The organism is Paenibacillus amylolyticus (assembly GCF_047302515.1).
Lineage (GTDB): Bacteria > Bacillota > Bacilli > Paenibacillales > Paenibacillaceae > Paenibacillus > Paenibacillus amylolyticus_G.
In genome coordinates, this window is sequence record NZ_CP168019.1 from 5036655 (window position 1) to 5053645 (window position 16991).

Below are 16991 nucleotides of genomic sequence, written 5' to 3' on the forward strand. Positions count from 1 at the left end.
ATTTTGTGTATCCAATCGACTTATCCCGGTCCACATGCGATACTTGAAACAGAATACATCGAGGACTTTCGACGAACGATTGGAAGGATACGGACTTTGACCAAAGCGATATACATAAGGAGAATGAACGCCCTATGTCTTTGAAAAACACGATTTTGATTGTCGATGATGATCATGAAATCAATGAATTGTTAACGATGTCTTTGAAAAGGGAAGGTTTTCAGACCGTATCTGCATACAATGGCGTGGAGGCACTTCGAGCTGCACAGGAGCATTCACCTGATCTTGTACTCCTAGATGTGCTGTTGCCTGGGATGGATGGTTTTCAGATCTGTAGCGAGATTCGCAAAACGAGTAATGTGCCTATTTTATTCATAAGTTGCAAAGACGAAGCTACCGACAAAGTCATCGGACTTGGGCTGGGAGGGGACGACTTTATCTCCAAACCATTTAGTCCAATTGAGCTGATTGCACGAGTCAAGGCTCACATTCGGAGAAACAACATGCCACAGAAACAAGAGGAACAGGTGGATGAAACGCTGGTATTTGATCAACTACTCATCGACCCAGCCACCCATCGTGTACTCGTCGGTGACAAACCCATTGCTTTGTCGGCCAAGGAATTCAAATTATTGTTCCATCTTGCGAAGAACCCTAACCGCGTATACAAAAATGAACAGCTTTTCTCGCTGCTCTGGGATGATGTGCATATGGGCGATACGCATACAGTTATGGTACATATCTATAATCTGCGGAAGAAGCTGGAACAAAACCCGGCCAAGCCACACTATATCCGTACAATTCGGGGTGTCGGGTACAAATTCAATGACAAGCCTGCTGAATTTGCAGAGTAAACGTATTACAGCACACAAGCATGTACGTTCATTCAAACTAAAAAAGCCGCCAGAATGGCGGCATGATGATGGTAACTATATTCTCTTTTTCATTGAATGATTAACTAACGATATCTGCTTCCCGGAACTCTTCCACGAAACTATCCAGCCAATCCGAACCATAGTCCAGCGCACCCATATCACTCTCAATAAAAGCAACATCTAGTCCCATCACCCAGAATCGGCGAGCAACAATAAAGAGATCAACCGCCTGCTCATCTTCGACAGAGAAACTTCTGACTGAACGATATCCTGCCATTAGCGCATCCCATAATGCTGCTTTTCGCTCATCAGACTGCCTTTTTCGAACTTTCACTTGAGCTAAATCATAGGCACGCCAGCCTTTAGCTGCCCACTCGAAGTCATAATGGATGAACTGATGTTCCTGTTGAAACGCATTGTTATTCCCATGCATATCGCCATGGCACAGACCAAAGTCCAGGTCTTGTCTGGAAGTGGCAACGATGCGTTCTTTTAACGTTGTGGCAAACGTATGGAGAAATGCTGCTGCTTCATTGTTCTCACCGATATAATGGATAATTCGCTCAAGGGGTTCGTCAATAAGTAACTTCAGATCCAGCTCATATCGTGGCAGCTCCATGTTCACCTGATCCATAGCCTCATGCAATTCAGCGGCAGATTGGCCAAAGGCGTAACAAGACTCCTCATCCTCCAGATTGTTCTCCGTACCCTCAATATACCGAAACATTACAGCAACCCGTTTGCCTTCCGCAGCCTCCAACACCGTATATCCCGTATGATCTTTCTTCTCGATGTATTCTCCAATGTCGGTATGTTCCGCAGAACCTAGAACGTTCTTCAGTTGAGACAATAACGAAAGCTCATACTGAACATCTGCCTCCGTAATTTCTGTGCGGTAGATACGGAGAATATACATGCCACTGGACGTGCGAACCCGGTAGGTATCATTCAATCCTCTAAGCCAAAACAAACAATCTTCCCATGTTCCAATGTCATATTGATTCCTCAATGCAGACTCCAGGTACCTGGGGTTAAGCACTGAACGTAAAGCAGTCGGTTGAATGGACATATGGTTGCTCCTTCGGTTTAATATGATTATTTCTCATCTGATGAACGATGTAATCCTTTCACCTATCAACCTATAACATAGTATATTTTTCGTTTATTTTCCAGAATATATATTTTGATAAACAAATACTCTTTAGACTCCTATAGCTCCTTCTCTCGACAATGCAGCACATTCACGAAAGGCAAAATGTTTGCACCCCCTACATTTCTGAACATCCAGATACACTAATGCATAATTGATGGCTTCACCCGTGTGCTCAAACATATGATCCGAACCAATGCGTTCAATCAAACCTGTTCTCTTCAGCAGCTCCAGAGGTTGCGCCTGAATGCCTGAAAGTAAAATCCTACCCCCGGATCTCTCCATATGTTTGACAACACGGGCCAGATTGGATTCACCTGTTGTATCCATAAAAGGCACCTTGCCCATGCGCAACAGCAGAGTGCCTGGTCGCCGATGAATCGAATCCATGACCGACTTCTCGAACATATCCGCTGCGCCGAAGAAAAGTGGCCCTTCAATTGTATAGAGGCTTATTTGCGGACAGTCATGTCCTTCCCGAACCATGTGGGCCATGACTTTCTCATGTTTATGATCAGGATCGGGTAGTACTTTGGCAACCTTCAACATCTCACTCATCCGTTTAACAAATAAAAGGACCGCCAGAATTAACCCAACCTCTACAGCCGTTGTTAAACTTGTAAATACGGTCAGCAAAAACGTAATCAGCAGAACGAGTGAATCACTCGTTTTGGTTTTCATGACATGTATGAAGGATCTCCGTTCACTCATATTCCAAGCAACCAGCATGAGAACGGGAGCCATACTGGCAAGAGGAATGTGGGATGCATATGGCGCAAAGAGAACAAGTACCAGCAAAACCACTACACCGTGAATCACGCCAGACCATGGCGATACTGCGCCGGATTTGATATTTGTTGCTGTGCGTGCAATCGCTCCTGTTGCAGGAATACCACCAAAAAACGGCGTCACCATATTAGCAATCCCCTGCCCAATCAACTCTCGATTGCTGTTATGCCGACTTCCGGTCATGCCATCGGCAACAACTGCGGATAGCAGCGATTCAATTCCACCCAGCATGGCGATGACAAGAGCGGGTTGCAGCAAGTTCACAATACGCTCCCAAGTGATCTCTGGCACATGAAACTGAGGCAAAGAGTTAGGTATGGCGCCAAAGGACGAACCAATTGTAGCCACCTGCACTTCAAAAAAGAACGCCGCGACTACCGTCGAAAGAACCAGCCCCACCAGTGATGCAGGCACCTTTGGTGCAAACTTGGGCACAAGCAGAAGAACAGCCAGACAGATTCCAGCTGTAAGCACACTGTATATATTAATCGTCGAGATATGCATCCCGATTTCTTTCATATTGGACCAGAAATCCTCGTGTTTCTCGATGCCTCGAAGTCCCAGAAAGTTCGTTATTTGTCCGCTAAAAATAATGACGGCGATCCCTGCCGTAAAACCGATAGTCACCGGCTTTGGAATAAACTTAATTAATGCCCCGAGCTTGAATACGCCCATTAGTACAAGCATCAAACCGGCCATCATTCCGGCGATCAGCAGATTCTCATATCCATACTGCATCACAATGGCAAATAGGATCGGAATGAATGCCCCCGTTGGCCCGCCAATCTGGAACTTGGACCCACCCAGCAAGGAAATGAGAATCCCTGCGATTACTGTGGTATACAATCCATACTCCGGTTTGACCCCGGAAGCGATGGCAAAGGCCATACCGAGTGGAATCGCAATGATACCTACAATCAGTCCTGATAACAGATCTTTGCGAAAAGCGGCAGCATTGTACCCTGCATATCTCCCCATCCATTTCATGTACAAAAACCTTCTTTTCTTCATATATTTGAATATTTGAATATATTTAAAAGACTACTCCCCTGCATACGTCCTGTCAATCGGATTACGCACAATTCCAGCAAGGAACCTAACACAAAAAAACAAGAACCTCCGGAGCTTACACCCAGTTGCTCTTGTTTATTGTGTCAGGACTCTTTACGAATATCTTCCAGCATGGAAATGGCATCAACCAGATGATTGTCAAAAATCTGTTTGGTGACTGCCAACAGGTCCTTAATCAGCGGATCACGCAGCGAATAGGTGACGGTTGTCCCTTCTTTGATTCCGTGGACAACGTTTTTGCTGCGCAATACAGCCAGTTGCTGTGAAACGGCAGAGCCTTCCGATCCCAGAATGCTTTGCAGTTCATTCACATTCTTGGCTCCTTCACTGAGCAGCTCCAGAATCTGAATCCGCATCGGGTGTGCCAACGCTTTGAAAAAATCCGCTTTAAACTGTTGTATGCTCTGATTCATACGCTATGCCCCTTCAATCGAACTTTTGAAGATGCAAATATCATAACATAGAACGGGTACCATGCTTTACTCTAACCATAAACGGTTTGATGGAAAAATTAAGATTGATCACCTTGTGTGGATATGGTGCTGGATAATCCGGTCATATTCGATTACGAGACCCGCGACCCTATGCTCGCTGTGGAAGGGTATGATGTCATCCGGCGGATCTGGGCAGCTGACAAACCGTTGGACGGAAGCCAGGGATGCTCAGCGTAAAATGGTTAACATCATAAAAAGCTCAGCACATGAAGCTGGACAATAGACTGTAACGCCTCCCCATAGCCCTTTGGCAAAAAGAACGAAAAAAAGCTCAATCCCTGGACTACCGCCACCGGATTGAGCTTTCTTGCTGTTATTCTGTCATCTAAATATTATTTATATGAACCATATTCAAACCAGTCAAAGTCCGCTACCTGATCGGAAGAAGTACCGTTGCTGCTGCTAAACATTCCGATACAACAGCCAACAAAGCCGCCGGCTACTTCGGTGCTCAGGCTGCTTGTATCCACCTGTTCCGCGACCAGATGATACTGACTTCCATCCGTGCTGTAATAGAAGTTTAGTTGCTGACCTGTCGCAGCCAGTTTGATATACACTCGCGATACATCACCCTCCAGCGCGATTTGCGCAATGTGGCTATCCTGACCATCTATAACGGTCACCACACGCAGCACCTGCTGTTTATCCGCCAGAGCACGCTCAATCCGTACGTGATACTGATCGTTCTGAATGACGACAAGACCAGCCGTTTCGTTGGCATTCCCGGGCACAAATTCCATCGCTGTAGCTGCGACATAATCCATATGCCTTTGACGCAGACAAACAAAGCTGGAATTTTCTTTTTCCTTCAATGTTTGCGGTTTCAGCTTCAGCCGGAGGTATCCTTTTCGTTCGGTTAATGAATAGAGATCCTCCTGAGGATTGCGCAGGAACATCCATTGCAAGCCCAGTTTATCACTGTCAAAATGGTCAAAACGCAGTTGCGGCTCTACCGGAACAGGCTTCAAATCCAACGTGCCCTGCTCCTCCAGGATTCCGCGGCCCTCATTGACAACAGGCCATCCGTCCTCCCAAACGACAGAAGCAAGGAACGTCTCCCGCCCCAGGTTGCTATAGCTCCCTCCATATGGACGCGAAGCAAGCATGACCATGAACCATTGACCGTTCGCAGCCTGCACCAAGTCGGCATGTCCTACATTAACAACAGGGTAACGTTTACCCAAATGGCGATGTGTAATGATTGGATTATTCGGATTCCCGACGTATCCTTCGGTCAAACTTTTGCTACGAGCAATGGTCACGGCATGGTTTGGCCCTGTGCCTCCCTCTGCAATCAATAAATAGTAATATTCATCGATCTTATACAGATGCGGGCCTTCCGGCCAGATGACATCCACCATCGCCCCGCGCCACAGAACGTAACTGTCTCCCACCAGCTTCATACTGCCCAGATCCAACTCCCGCAGCCACACTTCCCAGTTCCCATTGTAACGAACTCCCTCGGAGCAAGGACGTGTACCAAGGTAATACGCTTTGCCATCATCGAAGAAAATTGTAGGGTCTATGCCTTCTGCGCCTTCAATAAAATAAGGATCAGACCATGGCCCAGCCGGGTCGGTAGCGGTTACAACAAAATTGCCGCCATGTGATACATTGGTTGTAATCATATAGAAGGTGCCTTCATGATACCGAAGCGTTGGAGCGAATATCCCCTGTGAATGGCCTGCTCCCTGAAGATTTAATTGCGAAGGGCGGTCCAGCACATTGCCAATCTGTTTCCAATTCACTAGATCACGGCTCTGAAAGATCGGAACGCCAGGAAAATAGGCAAAAGTTGATGTCACCAGATAAAAATCTTCACCCACCCGGCATACGGACGGATCTGGATAAAACCCGGGCATAATCGGATTGTTAAACGTGCATTGTTCGCTTTGAGTTGCATTATTCATTCTTTTACCCCTCCAATGGTTAGTCCAGTCACAAAGTATTTTTGCAAGAACGGATACAGTAAAACAATCGGCATTGCCGTCACAACCGTGATTGCTGCCCGAATGGATACAGGCGTCACCATGTTGGTTACATTTTTGAATGAATCCACGTTGACGGTTCCCCCCTGTGAGGTCGCAGAGGATAACAATTTCATCAGCTCATACTGCAAGGTGGTCAAATTCCGATTTCCCGCCGTGTACAACATGGAGTCAAACCAGGAGTTCCACTGACCTACAGCAATAAACAGTGCAACCGTAGCCAGAACCGGTTTGGATAGGGGAAGCACGATACGCATGAAAATCCGAAAATCTCCGGCTCCATCCATCTTCGCGGATTCAATCAATCCCTCCGACAGTCCCTGAATGTAGGTACGAATGACGATCATGTTGAACACCCCGATCAACCCGGGAATAATGTATACCCAGAAGCTGTTCAGCAGCCCCACTTGTTTGATCAGCATGTATCCCGGAATTAAGCCGCCGCTGAAATACATCGTCATGACAAACAGCGTCGTGACCAATTTGTTAAACATATACTCCTTGCGGCTCAGTACATAGGCCAGCATGGCTGTACAGAACAGCTGTACAACCGTTCCCACCACGGTTCTGGCGACCGAAACAAATGCGGCTTGTGTCAGATTCGGGTTTTGGAATACGGAGACGTAATTTTGCAGCGTCCATTCCCTCGGCCAGAGATAGATCCCCCCGCGGATCGTATCCAGCCCGTTATTGAAAGATACGGCAATGGTGTTTAAAAAAGGATATAACGTAACAACCATGACAAGCAACATAAATATGCCATTGGTGATGGAAAAAATAGAGTCTCCCAAGCTTCGTTTTCTACTAAATCGTTTCACAGCTCTGCCTCCTTATCATATCAATCGCTCTTCACCAAGAGACTTGGCAATCCCATTGGCGATAAATATGAGCACCAGACTGACCACACTTTTGAAAATGCCTGCTGCGGTGGCAAGTGAGTAGTTGCCGAGATTAATCCCGTATTTCAAAACAAAAATGTCGATCGTCTCGGATACATCCTGCACAAGTCCGTTCCCCAGCAAGTATTGAATCTCAAAACCTGCGTTCAGTACGTTACCAACGTTGATGATAAGCAGGATAATGATCGTTGGTTTGATGCTTGGAAGCGTGACATTAAACATTTTACGAAACCGTCCGGCTCCGTCGATGGAAGCTGCCTCGTACAGGCTCGGATTAATCGACGCCATGGCCGCCAGATAAATAATCGTGCCCCAGCCAATTTCCTTCCACATGCTGGACAGACCTACAATCCCCCAGAAGTATTTGGGTTCGGCAAAAAAATTGATCGGTGCATCAATCAGGCCCAATTTCGTCAACAGCACATTCACTATTCCTGTTTCCGTTGATAATACATTCGCAACAATACCCGTTACGATGATCCACGACAGGAAATGTGGAAGGTAGGAAACCGTCTGTACCACGCGTTTGAACAATACCATTCGCAGTTCATTCAATAACAGCGCCAGACCAATTGAGCCGACAAATCCCAGAAACAGACTGATCAGGCTCATCGCCAGCGTATTGCGAATGACACGTAAAAATGTAGGGTCTGTGAATAACGTTCGAAAATGATCCACTCCCACCCAATCCTGCTCCATAAAACCAATGCCCGGTCTATAATTCTGAAACGCCATCAACCAGCCCCATAATGGTCCATACGCAAAAATAGCGATAAACGCAATAAACGGAAATGACATCCACATTAATTGTCGCTGACTTTTCATTCTGGACAGGTTGTACCCGATCCAGCTTGTTCCCGCTGGGATATGGCTGGTTTTTAACGAAGGCTGCAGCTCCTTTTTGGCCATGTTTTTTCTCTCCTTGCTTACGAGTTTATCTATATCACCCAGTCTGGGTGAATCGATTCCATTCCTATCCAATCTCCCAATCTAGCGTGTAAGAAAGGCTACGGGGTTCCCCATAGCCTTTCTGTGTGACAGGCCTTTATCCCCACAGTTCCATACGTCTGCGGACTTCTTCCGTCAGCGCATCTTCATACGCTTTAATATCTGCACTTTCCTTGAGCGTGGCTTGATATTCTTCCCAAGCCTTATCAAATTCGGCTGGTGAAGTCATAATCACTTTGGGCAGCCATTTGCGTTTTACATCGTCCATTTTCTGTCTGGCGATGGTCTCCGGTTTATTCGGTTCGAAATTATAGGTATAGATTGGGAACCACGGTTCATTTTCCTCCGCAGGCTCAAGGAAGTCGGTAAACTTCGTATATCCGTAAGCCTTCAGCACTTTTTTGTCGATGTCATTCAATGTGGCAAGGTACTCCTCCGGCTGCTCCTTAGGGTCAAGGGCATTCTTCCCGTCAGCGGTCATGCCTTCATGATGCGGGAAATAGACCAACGGGCTTCCCGTGTTCGCCAGTACCCAGTCCGGATCTTTGGAATTCGCACGTTGCTCTTCATTCCTGGAGAACACACCTTTGTCATCGACTTGGTAATCCACGCCTTCCTGTCCCCAGGTTCTCAATACCTCCATCTCAGGGTCCAACAAATCATTAATATATTGAAGTGCTCCCTCGATATCCTCGCAGCTCTTTGTAATGGCCAGGCCACCATTCACGTTAAGGATTGGATTGTTCTGATAACGCCCTTTAACATCCTCGGAGAGTGTAATGGACAACGGTACATAGGTTTTGTCATACAATTTTTGCTTCACGAGTGATGCCTCGGCGTCAAGGAACTGCCATCCTTGATCCACCATGCCCAGCACACGTCCGGTTGAAATTTTGGAGATATATTGATCATAGTTTGCTGTAAAGGTTTCGTTATCAACCAGGCCTTGATGATATACCTCATTGATCTTCTTGAAATATGCTTTCGCTTCCGGAATGGTATTATAGTTTTTGGCCGTCAGTGTTTCTTTATCAACGATGGCTGCGCCTTCGTTCGGATAACCAGCCATGAAGAGCGGAGGGTTCTCCAGTGCGAAATAACGCCAGTCATAGGAGATAATTTCAAACCCAATTGTGGGCTGACCATCAACGGTCGGGTGAGCTGCTTTATACCGTTCAATCAAGTCGAAGTATTGGTCAAGCGTTTTGATTGTCGGATAATTATCCCACTCCAGTACGGCCTTCTGAATCCAGAACGCTTCTCCGTCATGGGATACTTTCATCGACTTTTCTTGTATATTGCCGAATTGAGGAATGAAGTAGATATGTCCATCCGTCGTATTTTTCATCTTCTTCCAGTCTTCGCCCAGGTAATTTTTGATGTTGGGATATTTATCGATGTAATCCTCAAGTGGTACTAACGCTCCTGCTGCTACCAGTTGCTGAGTACCATCACTCCCATCGATAAAATCGGGATATTCGCCGCCTGCAATGAGTACACCAATCCGCTCTTTTGCCGTTTGGCCCGTAAGCCAGTCCATCGTGACTCTGACGCCTGTTTTCTCCTCAATAGCCTTTAACACCCGATTATCGTCAGGCGCAATTTTTCCCGGTACGGCAAAAAATGCGGAAAATTGTTTCAATTCCCTTCCATCTGCTGTCTTTTCCCCTTTCGAGGACGATCCCGGTGTACATCCAGTGAGTGCAATGACCAGTATTAAAGCGAGCAGAGCACTATACTTGATTCTTTTTCTAACATCCTTTTTCATCATGACCCCTCCATCGATTATATTGACAGAAGCTTTTTGGAAAGCGCTTTCCAAAGGCTGACTTAAAATTATCATGCTTCCATGCCCCTCTCAACGGGATAAACTATAGATGGAATCCCACTAATTCCAGCATCTGCGAAAAAAAATATCCCGCCGCTCCGTCAAGGAGTGCAGGATGTTAATCAAGAGAGTACGCAGCATGGGCACTTTTACGATATTGTGCAGGAGTCTCCCCCATGAGTTTCTCGAACCGGCTAATAAAGTAATCGGAATCCCGATATCCCACCATTGTTGCGATTTCGTATACTCTTTGATCTGTTCTGCGCAACAGCCGGGCGGCTTCCTCAATACGCAATTGATTCAAATAATCACTGAAGCTGATCGAGAAATGCTTTTTGAAAATCTGACCCAGATATGCACTATTCATGTAAAACTGCTCCCCGAGCAATTTCAGGCTGATATTTTCTCTGTAATGCTCGTGAATGAAGGCCTCAATTTTGGCTAATACGCCCATCGCATTTGACTTTTGCTGCTCCTTCAGTTTCTCTGCGCACATGAGCGAGAATTCGCATAAATGTTCAATGTTTTCCTCCATGGATAACATCGCGTAGTTCACCTTCAGAAAAGTCGATTCCATCAACCCCGAATCTGGAGTAACCGTATCGTTATTCACGAGATCCAGCAATGTGTATGCCAAATAATGCAAGTGGATGCGGACCATACCAGGCTCGATTCGCTCATCCAGAAAAAATTGAAAAATGGCCTTTGCATGACTGTATAACTCATCCGTCTGCTGTTCCTCAATAGACTTGACTAGCCCATCAAATAATTGTTTTTCGAACTGTCCCGGCCGATTAACAAATAAGGTCGTATCCATAAGTTCGAAGTAATAAATGGGCCTGCAAGTGGTGAAGAAACGTAAGCTTTTCATTATGCCGCAGGATTGATAAGACTCGTGCAGCGCCTCCAACTCATGTACTTCCTTCCCGACATAACAAGCAATAGCCGCCTCTTGACCATGGCTCAGATCGGCATGTAATCGGGTCAAATATTGCTCCAAGGTCACTGCCTCACGGTTCACCATCAGGTCCGTAACCATAAGCAGAACCGCATTTTTATCACCTGTGAAGGGTTTCAAAATTTGTCCCGGCAAGGGCTTGCCCACCCATGCCTCAACCCGAGCGCACCAATCCGTTCCCTGATCTGGACCGGCTTCCGCCTCAATCAGGATGCAACGCAGTATGCCGACATCTTGATAGTGGGGCTGCAGACTCGTAACAGCATCCTCCTCAGCCACCCCAAGCAAGATTGACTGCATATGCTGAGCCATAATAATTCGATCTTTTTTTTGCTGATATCGCTTCTCTTCCGTCCGCGCATTAAATGCGACCCTGAACTCCTCAAGCACCTGAACCAGTTCGGTCTTCACAATAGGCTTGAGAATGTAGTCATCCACCTGGTATTTAATCGCCTGCTTGGCATATCCGAACTCATAGAATCCACTTAGAAGAATCAGCTTGATGTCACCGCTATATTGCTCGTACAAGGTTTTTGCAAGCTGCAATCCGTCCATTTCCGGCATCTTAATGTCGGAAATCACCAGATCGGGCTGCATAGCGCGTATGCACTCCAATGCCTGCATGCCATTGGAAGCCTGACCGCAAATCTGAAACCCGTAAGACTCCCAATCAATTAACAATAGAAGTCCTTGGCGAATAAATGGCTCATCGTCCACAATCAGCACGTTGATCATATCCTCGCTCCTTATTCTTGAGATGCCTGCATAAGAGGAATTTGAATGCCAATCGTTGTTCCCTTCCCCTTTTCACTGAATATGTGCACCTGAACGAAATCATCAAAATACATCCGCAGCCGAATATATGCATTCATCATACCAATGCTGCTAAGCTCGCTCATCCGATCCATACTCGGGTCTTGCATCATTTTGCGGAGCGAGGCCAGCTTGTCCTGATCCATACCGACTCCGGTATCTCGAATGGAAATGTACAGTTCATTACTTCGAATCTCGAATAATACCTCCACGACCCCATCATTCGACGTCCCCTCAATGCCATGGATACAAGCATTCTCCACAAAGGTGAGAACGGTTAGCTTGGGTATCATCATGGCAGCAATAGATTCGTCTGTGATCCGGATTGCAAATTGCAGCTTTTCACCAAAGCGATACTGCTGGATACTCAGATAACTCTCCACAAAATTGATTTCCTCTGCGATTGTAATCAGATCATCGCCCCAATTGATCGTCTGACGTAACAGCAGTGCCAATCTATGAATGACATCGGAGGTTTCAAGTTCATCCTTGATCAAACTCCGCATACGGATCGTTTCAAGCGTGTTGAACATGAAATGGGGATTCACCTGACTCTGAAGGGCTTTCAGCTCCGCCTGCTTCTTGGAGAGCTCAAGGGCTTGCCGCTCCACCTGACCCTTAAATACAATCTCAATCAGGTTCTTGATCTTGATGACCATCATGTTATAACTATGGGTCAGGCTACCGATCTCGTCCTTGCCCACAGGTCCCGATATCACCTCAAATTTCTCATGCTTCACTTGGTCCAGGTGCTTTGCTATCCGATTAACTCTGATGACCAGTGATCTGGATATCAACCAGATTAGCAGTGTCGGCACCAACAGATTAAGAATGATTAGTAAAGTCAAATTAAGCTTGGAATTAATGATCTCCGACAGAACGTCCAATTTCTCCGTACTGACGACAATCTGCCAATCCTCGGATACGACAGGAATCGATTGCATGGATTGAACAGGGTCAATTGGACTGTTTGCAATCAGATTAAATGGCTTGCGCATCTGATTCATTTTTGAATCGTTCGAGAAAATGACCCTGCCATCCGAAACGACATACACCTTCCCATTGGCTCCCTCGTTTTTAAGCGATTTGTTGATGAAAGCGTAGTCCAGATCAACCTTTAACACCTTTTCAACCTGCTGCTCCCCAAAGTAATCCAGCTTACGAATAATGCTTACTTTACGTCCTCCCTGACTTTGCGACATCTCCGCCTGCTGTTTGTCAAAATACGAATAGATCATGATATGGTCGCTCGTGTTCATCAGCGCTTGATACCAATCACTTTTCTTCACCTCATCATCCAGCTTAATAAAGTTTCCTCCATTGACGAAGGTATCATTGCCAACATAAAACGTAATTTGATTCACCTGCTGGTAGCTGTAATAGTACCTGACCAGATTGTTGTTGCTAAGCATATCATAGTAGGCAGAGTAATAGTCTTCCTGATCGCGATACTTGAACTCCATGAACCGGTTCAGCGTTCCATCGGTATAGAGAAAATTGGACACATACAAGCTATTGTCTATACTGTTCCGCAGGTTGAACTTGATCCTTTGCTGCATTTCATTGAATCGGCTATGCTCCTTCTCTTCAATGTTACCTTTGATGCTTAGGTAAAACACGGTATTTGTGACCAGGACCGGGACCAGCACACAAAAAATGAACAATATGTACAACTTGGTTTTGAGACTCCAATCATCCAGGAACTGAATACGCTTACAGTATGTCTTGCGGCTCATGTTATGTCTTTGTCTCCTCTAACCATGTCATATATCAACATTATTATAACGAGTACAGGAAGGGTTGGATACTGCAATCCAGGATTTCCGGGAAGCCTTTCATTCAACCTCCCGATTGACTGGTCCAACAGGACAGACACTAACTCCCCACGTATTTTCGTATGAACCCGATCTGATCCTACGTCGAAACGGCGATCACGTTATAATTTCAAGAGCATTTCGTACTGGCCCACATGATATGCAAAACCTGATTTGACCAAGAGAAAATCTTGCATCGGTTTCAGATGAGACTCCACATTGAGGACACTGATTCTAGGAGATTCTGTGCGTTGGACCATCTCTGTCAGGATGCTGCTTGCAATACCTTTGCCCCGGTAATTTTGGTTCACTGCAAGCTGTGGAACATCACCTGTTTTTTGATCTATAATGCCATAGCCAACAATGCTTTGATCCTGACGTGCAACCACATAGATAAAAGCTTCCGGTAAAGCGTAGATGGAATCAATTGAATTTTGCCAGGAGGGCTCCACATCCCAAAATTCCTTGAACTGCTCCAGATCGATTCTCTCCACACATTCGACCATGCAGGTCGTTTGCGGTATGAATTGATCTTTTTGCAGCTGGAAACATGAAAATTCCCTTTGAATTTTGAAGTTTTGTTTACTGTACAGCTGAACTGCAGATTCGTTGGATTGGATGACCTCCAGCAAATATTGCTCTACATTTTTTTCTTTTAACAGCTTTTGAATATTCAAGAGCAGATTGCTTGTAATGCCTTGCCGCCTGCAATCTTTTACAACGCCTGTACCAAGGTCATATGCAGTTGTCTTTCCATTCCAGCTTCGAAGTCCATTGATAACAAATCCGACCATTCTCTCATCTTTAAAGGCTCCCATAGATATTTCGGGGTGATACCCCCTTCGTTGGAGCATTTGCTGAAACTTCCAAAAAGGCAAATCCATTTTAACCTGGTAGTCGGAGAATGCATCCACAAACGCCTCGTGAAGTGTCTCCATGCTTATCTTGTCCAACATTTTATAACTGTACATTAGGGCACTCTCTCCTTTAAAAAGATGAAAACAATAATATATTAGGGCTCATGATCCCTATCCTTATTTAAATATTCTACTAAATAGTGTTAACACTATACAGTAATATCCGTACGATAAAATCTTCTTCCTTCGAAGTTTTCAGACACGCCCTAATAACTAAAATAGACCGCTTCCTGGTTAAGGAATACGGTCTATTGAATCATTATTCTATGGGGATACCGATTTTGTTAAACCAATTTTGGTGACCACCGTATCATACGGCTCCATTTCCACGGTCTGTTTTCCATGCTCTGTATTGATCGTCGTGGACTGAACCTGATCGCTATTATTGATCACAACCAATATGTTGCTCTCAGGGTAGTACGCGCACTCGGTATACAAGTTATCCGTGATGTACTTTGTTTCATGGAATTCATTACCTGCAAATCGAATCAAATTCAGAAGTATTCTTGTATTTTCCCAGCTGAATTCGAAGGAAGGCAGGTAGATCCCTTTTCCTTTTCCAAAAGCATGTGTGGACAGTGTGATCTGACCATCCGTTTCACTCACTACAGCTGCTGATCCATCAGTAAGATAAATGTTATTTTTCGGAAGTATGCTGGCCCCCTCAGGCACCAAACCATACTCATCATTAACCTCATACGACCATTTTCCATGAACAACTCTGGCGCCTGTATCCTCATCCACCCCAAGCACATGAGCCATTCTAAAAAAGCTGTCGTACCCGTCCATTGCCGAAGGCTGGTTAATGCCAATAAAGGTACCACCCTCATACACCCATTGTGTCAATAAGTCCACAGACTTGTGGTCACTCCAATGCTCTCCACCGCTCCATGCTGAACCTGCAGAGCCGGCATTGATGACGACATCTACATCCTTCAATGCGCCCTGACGAATATCATCAAAATCAATAAACTGCACGTCAACAGGCAACCCGGCTAATGCCTCATTCACATGAATCAGATCATGCATATGCGTTTCATGAAAATGACCGGACAAGGTCCACGATCTTAACTTGCCCCAGCTATGCAGAACGGCTACCTTTGTTTTGATCTGATACGGTTTTCCCTCTTGATGCAGCTCTTTCATTTCCCTGAATTCATGGGCGATCTTCTCGATATAATCCACAAAGTCCGGGTAAGGCTCAACCAGATGCAAATATCCACCCAGTCCAATCCGGTCTATCGACTCACGCAGCAGCGCACGCCGGATATTAATCCAATATTTCTTGGCATCCAGGGTAGGGTCGCCTCCTTCTTTGAAGGTAGGAAGCCCGCCTAAGCCAACTGGGAACAAGTAGGGATGCAAGCGAATCTCATGGGTATCAGCCTTAACGCCTGAGCACATTCTTGCCTCATAACCGGAGAACACACATTTGATCATGCCGTCGAATCCAAATTCCTGAAAGCGGTCATTGTACGGCTCCATGCCCACCCAGCTGTCATCATAGAAGACATACGCCAGCTTGTCATGATTGTGGACAATATCAATTAACTTTTTACCGAATTCAATCACAAAATCATTGATAAATGCCATCCAGTCCAGTTTGCGCTGATCCGCAGGCATATGAGTGACCTGATATTTACCGCCATTTACAAAGTCTTCGGCGGAGAGTGAATACCCAACTTTTTGAGCAAACAGATCCAGTGCTCTCGAACTTACTGTGAAATCGTATGAACCCCAATCCGAGAACAGATGGCGATTCCGTTCATCACTGCCCCAGATCCAGGCGAAGTTATAAAATAGGGACGTAAAACGTACAACCGTTGTTTCCGGGTGGTCTTGGCACCACTTTTCCATCCAATCCAGCAGATAGGTTTGGGTGTCTGTATAGATCGGGTCAATCTGCATCAGATGCTCTTTGTCCCAATTATTCGTTGTATGATTGTACATGGAAATCTCTTCCCATATCCGATAGACCATGAAACTCACCGTGTATTTATGCCAAGGAGCAACGCCAGTAATGACAACATTGCCAGATTCCCTTTCATAATTCCACTGTCCTCTAGGTACCTCTTCCCCAGTCGTTCGGTCATACACCTGCCAATATTTAAACGCTTCTTTGGAATCATTCACCCTGAATTGTTCAGCAAAGAAGTCCTCCATCAGATAGATGGATACATAATCTTGGACAGCGACCTTGGGATTGGTAATGAGAAAACATTGCTGCAGTTTATCCAGATTACGGGATGCCCACTCATTATGATCCCGAATAATGCAAATGGTTGAATAGATGCCGTATCCGGCATTGATAATCTCATCGGACAATTTTGTACCGTCACTGTCACGGATCACATCGGCACCCCAGCGGTTGGCAAGTTCCAGCGTCAGTGCTTCATAACCGGATTCTCCCGGTAGTGTAAAGGAGCCTTTGGTTAATTTGGACAATT

At 45.6% G+C, this 16991-nt stretch carries 13 protein-coding genes; 2 read left to right on the forward strand and 11 right to left on the reverse strand.

The window, feature by feature from the left end:
• The first annotated feature begins 134 nt into the window (after nt 1-134).
• Nucleotides 135-854, forward strand: coding sequence for a response regulator transcription factor (locus ACDJ59_RS21935; RefSeq protein ID WP_413405763.1), 720 nt, complete (start codon nt 135-137; stop codon nt 852-854).
• Nucleotides 855-954: 100 nt separating this feature from the next.
• On the opposite strand, the gene ACDJ59_RS21940 is transcribed toward ACDJ59_RS21935, so the two are convergent.
• From ACDJ59_RS21940 to ACDJ59_RS21950, 3 genes are all read right to left on the reverse strand, one after another.
• Complete coding sequence (locus ACDJ59_RS21940; protein WP_413405765.1) at nt 955-1944, reverse strand: phosphotransferase; 990 nt, start codon at nt 1942-1944, stop codon at nt 955-957.
• Nucleotides 1945-2076: 132 nt separating this feature from the next.
• Nucleotides 2077-3801, reverse strand: coding sequence for a SulP family inorganic anion transporter (locus ACDJ59_RS21945; protein ID WP_413405767.1), 1725 nt, complete (start codon nt 3799-3801; stop codon nt 2077-2079).
• Nucleotides 3802-3968: 167 nt separating this feature from the next.
• On the reverse strand, nt 3969-4298 hold the full coding sequence (locus ACDJ59_RS21950) for an ArsR/SmtB family transcription factor (RefSeq protein ID WP_017690603.1): 330 nt from the start codon (nt 4296-4298) through the stop codon (nt 3969-3971).
• A gap of 123 nt (nt 4299-4421) precedes the next feature.
• On the opposite strand from ACDJ59_RS21950, the gene ACDJ59_RS21955 reads away from it, so the two are divergent.
• Nucleotides 4422-4556: a hypothetical protein gene (locus ACDJ59_RS21955; RefSeq protein WP_413405769.1), complete on the forward strand. Its 135-nt coding sequence runs from the start codon at nt 4422-4424 to the stop codon at nt 4554-4556.
• 155 nt (nt 4557-4711) lie between these two features.
• On the opposite strand, the gene ACDJ59_RS21960 is transcribed toward ACDJ59_RS21955, so the two are convergent.
• From ACDJ59_RS21960 to gnpA, 8 genes are all read right to left on the reverse strand, one after another.
• Entirely contained in the window at nt 4712-6289 is a 1578-nt protein-coding gene (locus ACDJ59_RS21960; RefSeq protein ID WP_413405771.1) for a glycoside hydrolase family 43 protein, read from the reverse strand.
• Complete coding sequence (locus ACDJ59_RS21965) at nt 6286-7185, reverse strand: carbohydrate ABC transporter permease (protein WP_017690606.1); 900 nt, start codon at nt 7183-7185, stop codon at nt 6286-6288. The genes ACDJ59_RS21960 and ACDJ59_RS21965 overlap by 4 nt, the downstream gene beginning before the upstream one ends.
• A 15-nt stretch (nt 7186-7200) precedes the next feature.
• Nucleotides 7201-8175 carry an ABC transporter permease gene (locus ACDJ59_RS21970; RefSeq protein WP_036606005.1) on the reverse strand — a complete coding sequence of 325 codons (975 nt, stop codon included), beginning with the start codon at nt 8173-8175 and terminating at the stop codon, nt 7201-7203.
• Nucleotides 8176-8311: 136 nt separating this feature from the next.
• Nucleotides 8312-9985, reverse strand: coding sequence for an extracellular solute-binding protein (locus tag ACDJ59_RS21975; protein WP_206537064.1), 1674 nt, complete (start codon nt 9983-9985; stop codon nt 8312-8314).
• 175 nt (nt 9986-10160) lie between these two features.
• Nucleotides 10161-11735 carry a response regulator transcription factor gene (locus tag ACDJ59_RS21980; RefSeq protein WP_413405774.1) on the reverse strand — a complete coding sequence of 525 codons (1575 nt, stop codon included), beginning with the start codon at nt 11733-11735 and terminating at the stop codon, nt 10161-10163.
• A gap of 11 nt (nt 11736-11746) precedes the next feature.
• The gene (locus tag ACDJ59_RS21985; RefSeq protein WP_413405776.1) at nt 11747-13549 is read right to left on the reverse strand and encodes a cache domain-containing sensor histidine kinase; all 1803 of its coding nucleotides are present in this window, start codon (nt 13547-13549) and stop codon (nt 11747-11749) included.
• Between the two features lie 200 nt (nt 13550-13749).
• Complete coding sequence (locus tag ACDJ59_RS21990; RefSeq protein ID WP_413405778.1) at nt 13750-14598, reverse strand: GNAT family N-acetyltransferase; 849 nt, start codon at nt 14596-14598, stop codon at nt 13750-13752.
• A 210-nt stretch (nt 14599-14808) separates the two neighbouring features.
• The gene (gnpA, locus tag ACDJ59_RS21995; protein ID WP_413405781.1) at nt 14809-16989 is read right to left on the reverse strand and encodes a 1,3-beta-galactosyl-N-acetylhexosamine phosphorylase; all 2181 of its coding nucleotides are present in this window, start codon (nt 16987-16989) and stop codon (nt 14809-14811) included.
• Nucleotides 16990-16991 lie beyond the last annotated feature (2 nt).

Coding starts and splice junctions, on each gene's coding strand:
- ACDJ59_RS21980 (WP_413405774.1), bottom strand. CDS start 11,735: ATGATCAACGTGCTGATTGTGGACGATGAGCCATTTATTCGCCAAGGA.
- ACDJ59_RS21960 (WP_413405771.1), bottom strand. CDS start 6,289: ATGAATAATGCAACTCAAAGCGAACAATGCACGTTTAACAATCCGATT.
- ACDJ59_RS21955 (WP_413405769.1), top strand. CDS start 4,422: ATGGTGCTGGATAATCCGGTCATATTCGATTACGAGACCCGCGACCCT.
- ACDJ59_RS21940 (WP_413405765.1), bottom strand. CDS start 1,944: ATGTCCATTCAACCGACTGCTTTACGTTCAGTGCTTAACCCCAGGTAC.
- ACDJ59_RS21990 (WP_413405778.1), bottom strand. CDS start 14,598: ATGTACAGTTATAAAATGTTGGACAAGATAAGCATGGAGACACTTCAC.
- ACDJ59_RS21975 (WP_206537064.1), bottom strand. CDS start 9,985: ATGATGAAAAAGGATGTTAGAAAAAGAATCAAGTATAGTGCTCTGCTC.
- ACDJ59_RS21970 (WP_036606005.1), bottom strand. CDS start 8,175: ATGGCCAAAAAGGAGCTGCAGCCTTCGTTAAAAACCAGCCATATCCCA.
- ACDJ59_RS21935 (WP_413405763.1), top strand. CDS start 135: ATGTCTTTGAAAAACACGATTTTGATTGTCGATGATGATCATGAAATC.
- ACDJ59_RS21945 (WP_413405767.1), bottom strand. CDS start 3,801: ATGAAATGGATGGGGAGATATGCAGGGTACAATGCTGCCGCTTTTCGC.
- ACDJ59_RS21985 (WP_413405776.1), bottom strand. CDS start 13,549: ATGAGCCGCAAGACATACTGTAAGCGTATTCAGTTCCTGGATGATTGG.
- ACDJ59_RS21950 (WP_017690603.1), bottom strand. CDS start 4,298: ATGAATCAGAGCATACAACAGTTTAAAGCGGATTTTTTCAAAGCGTTG.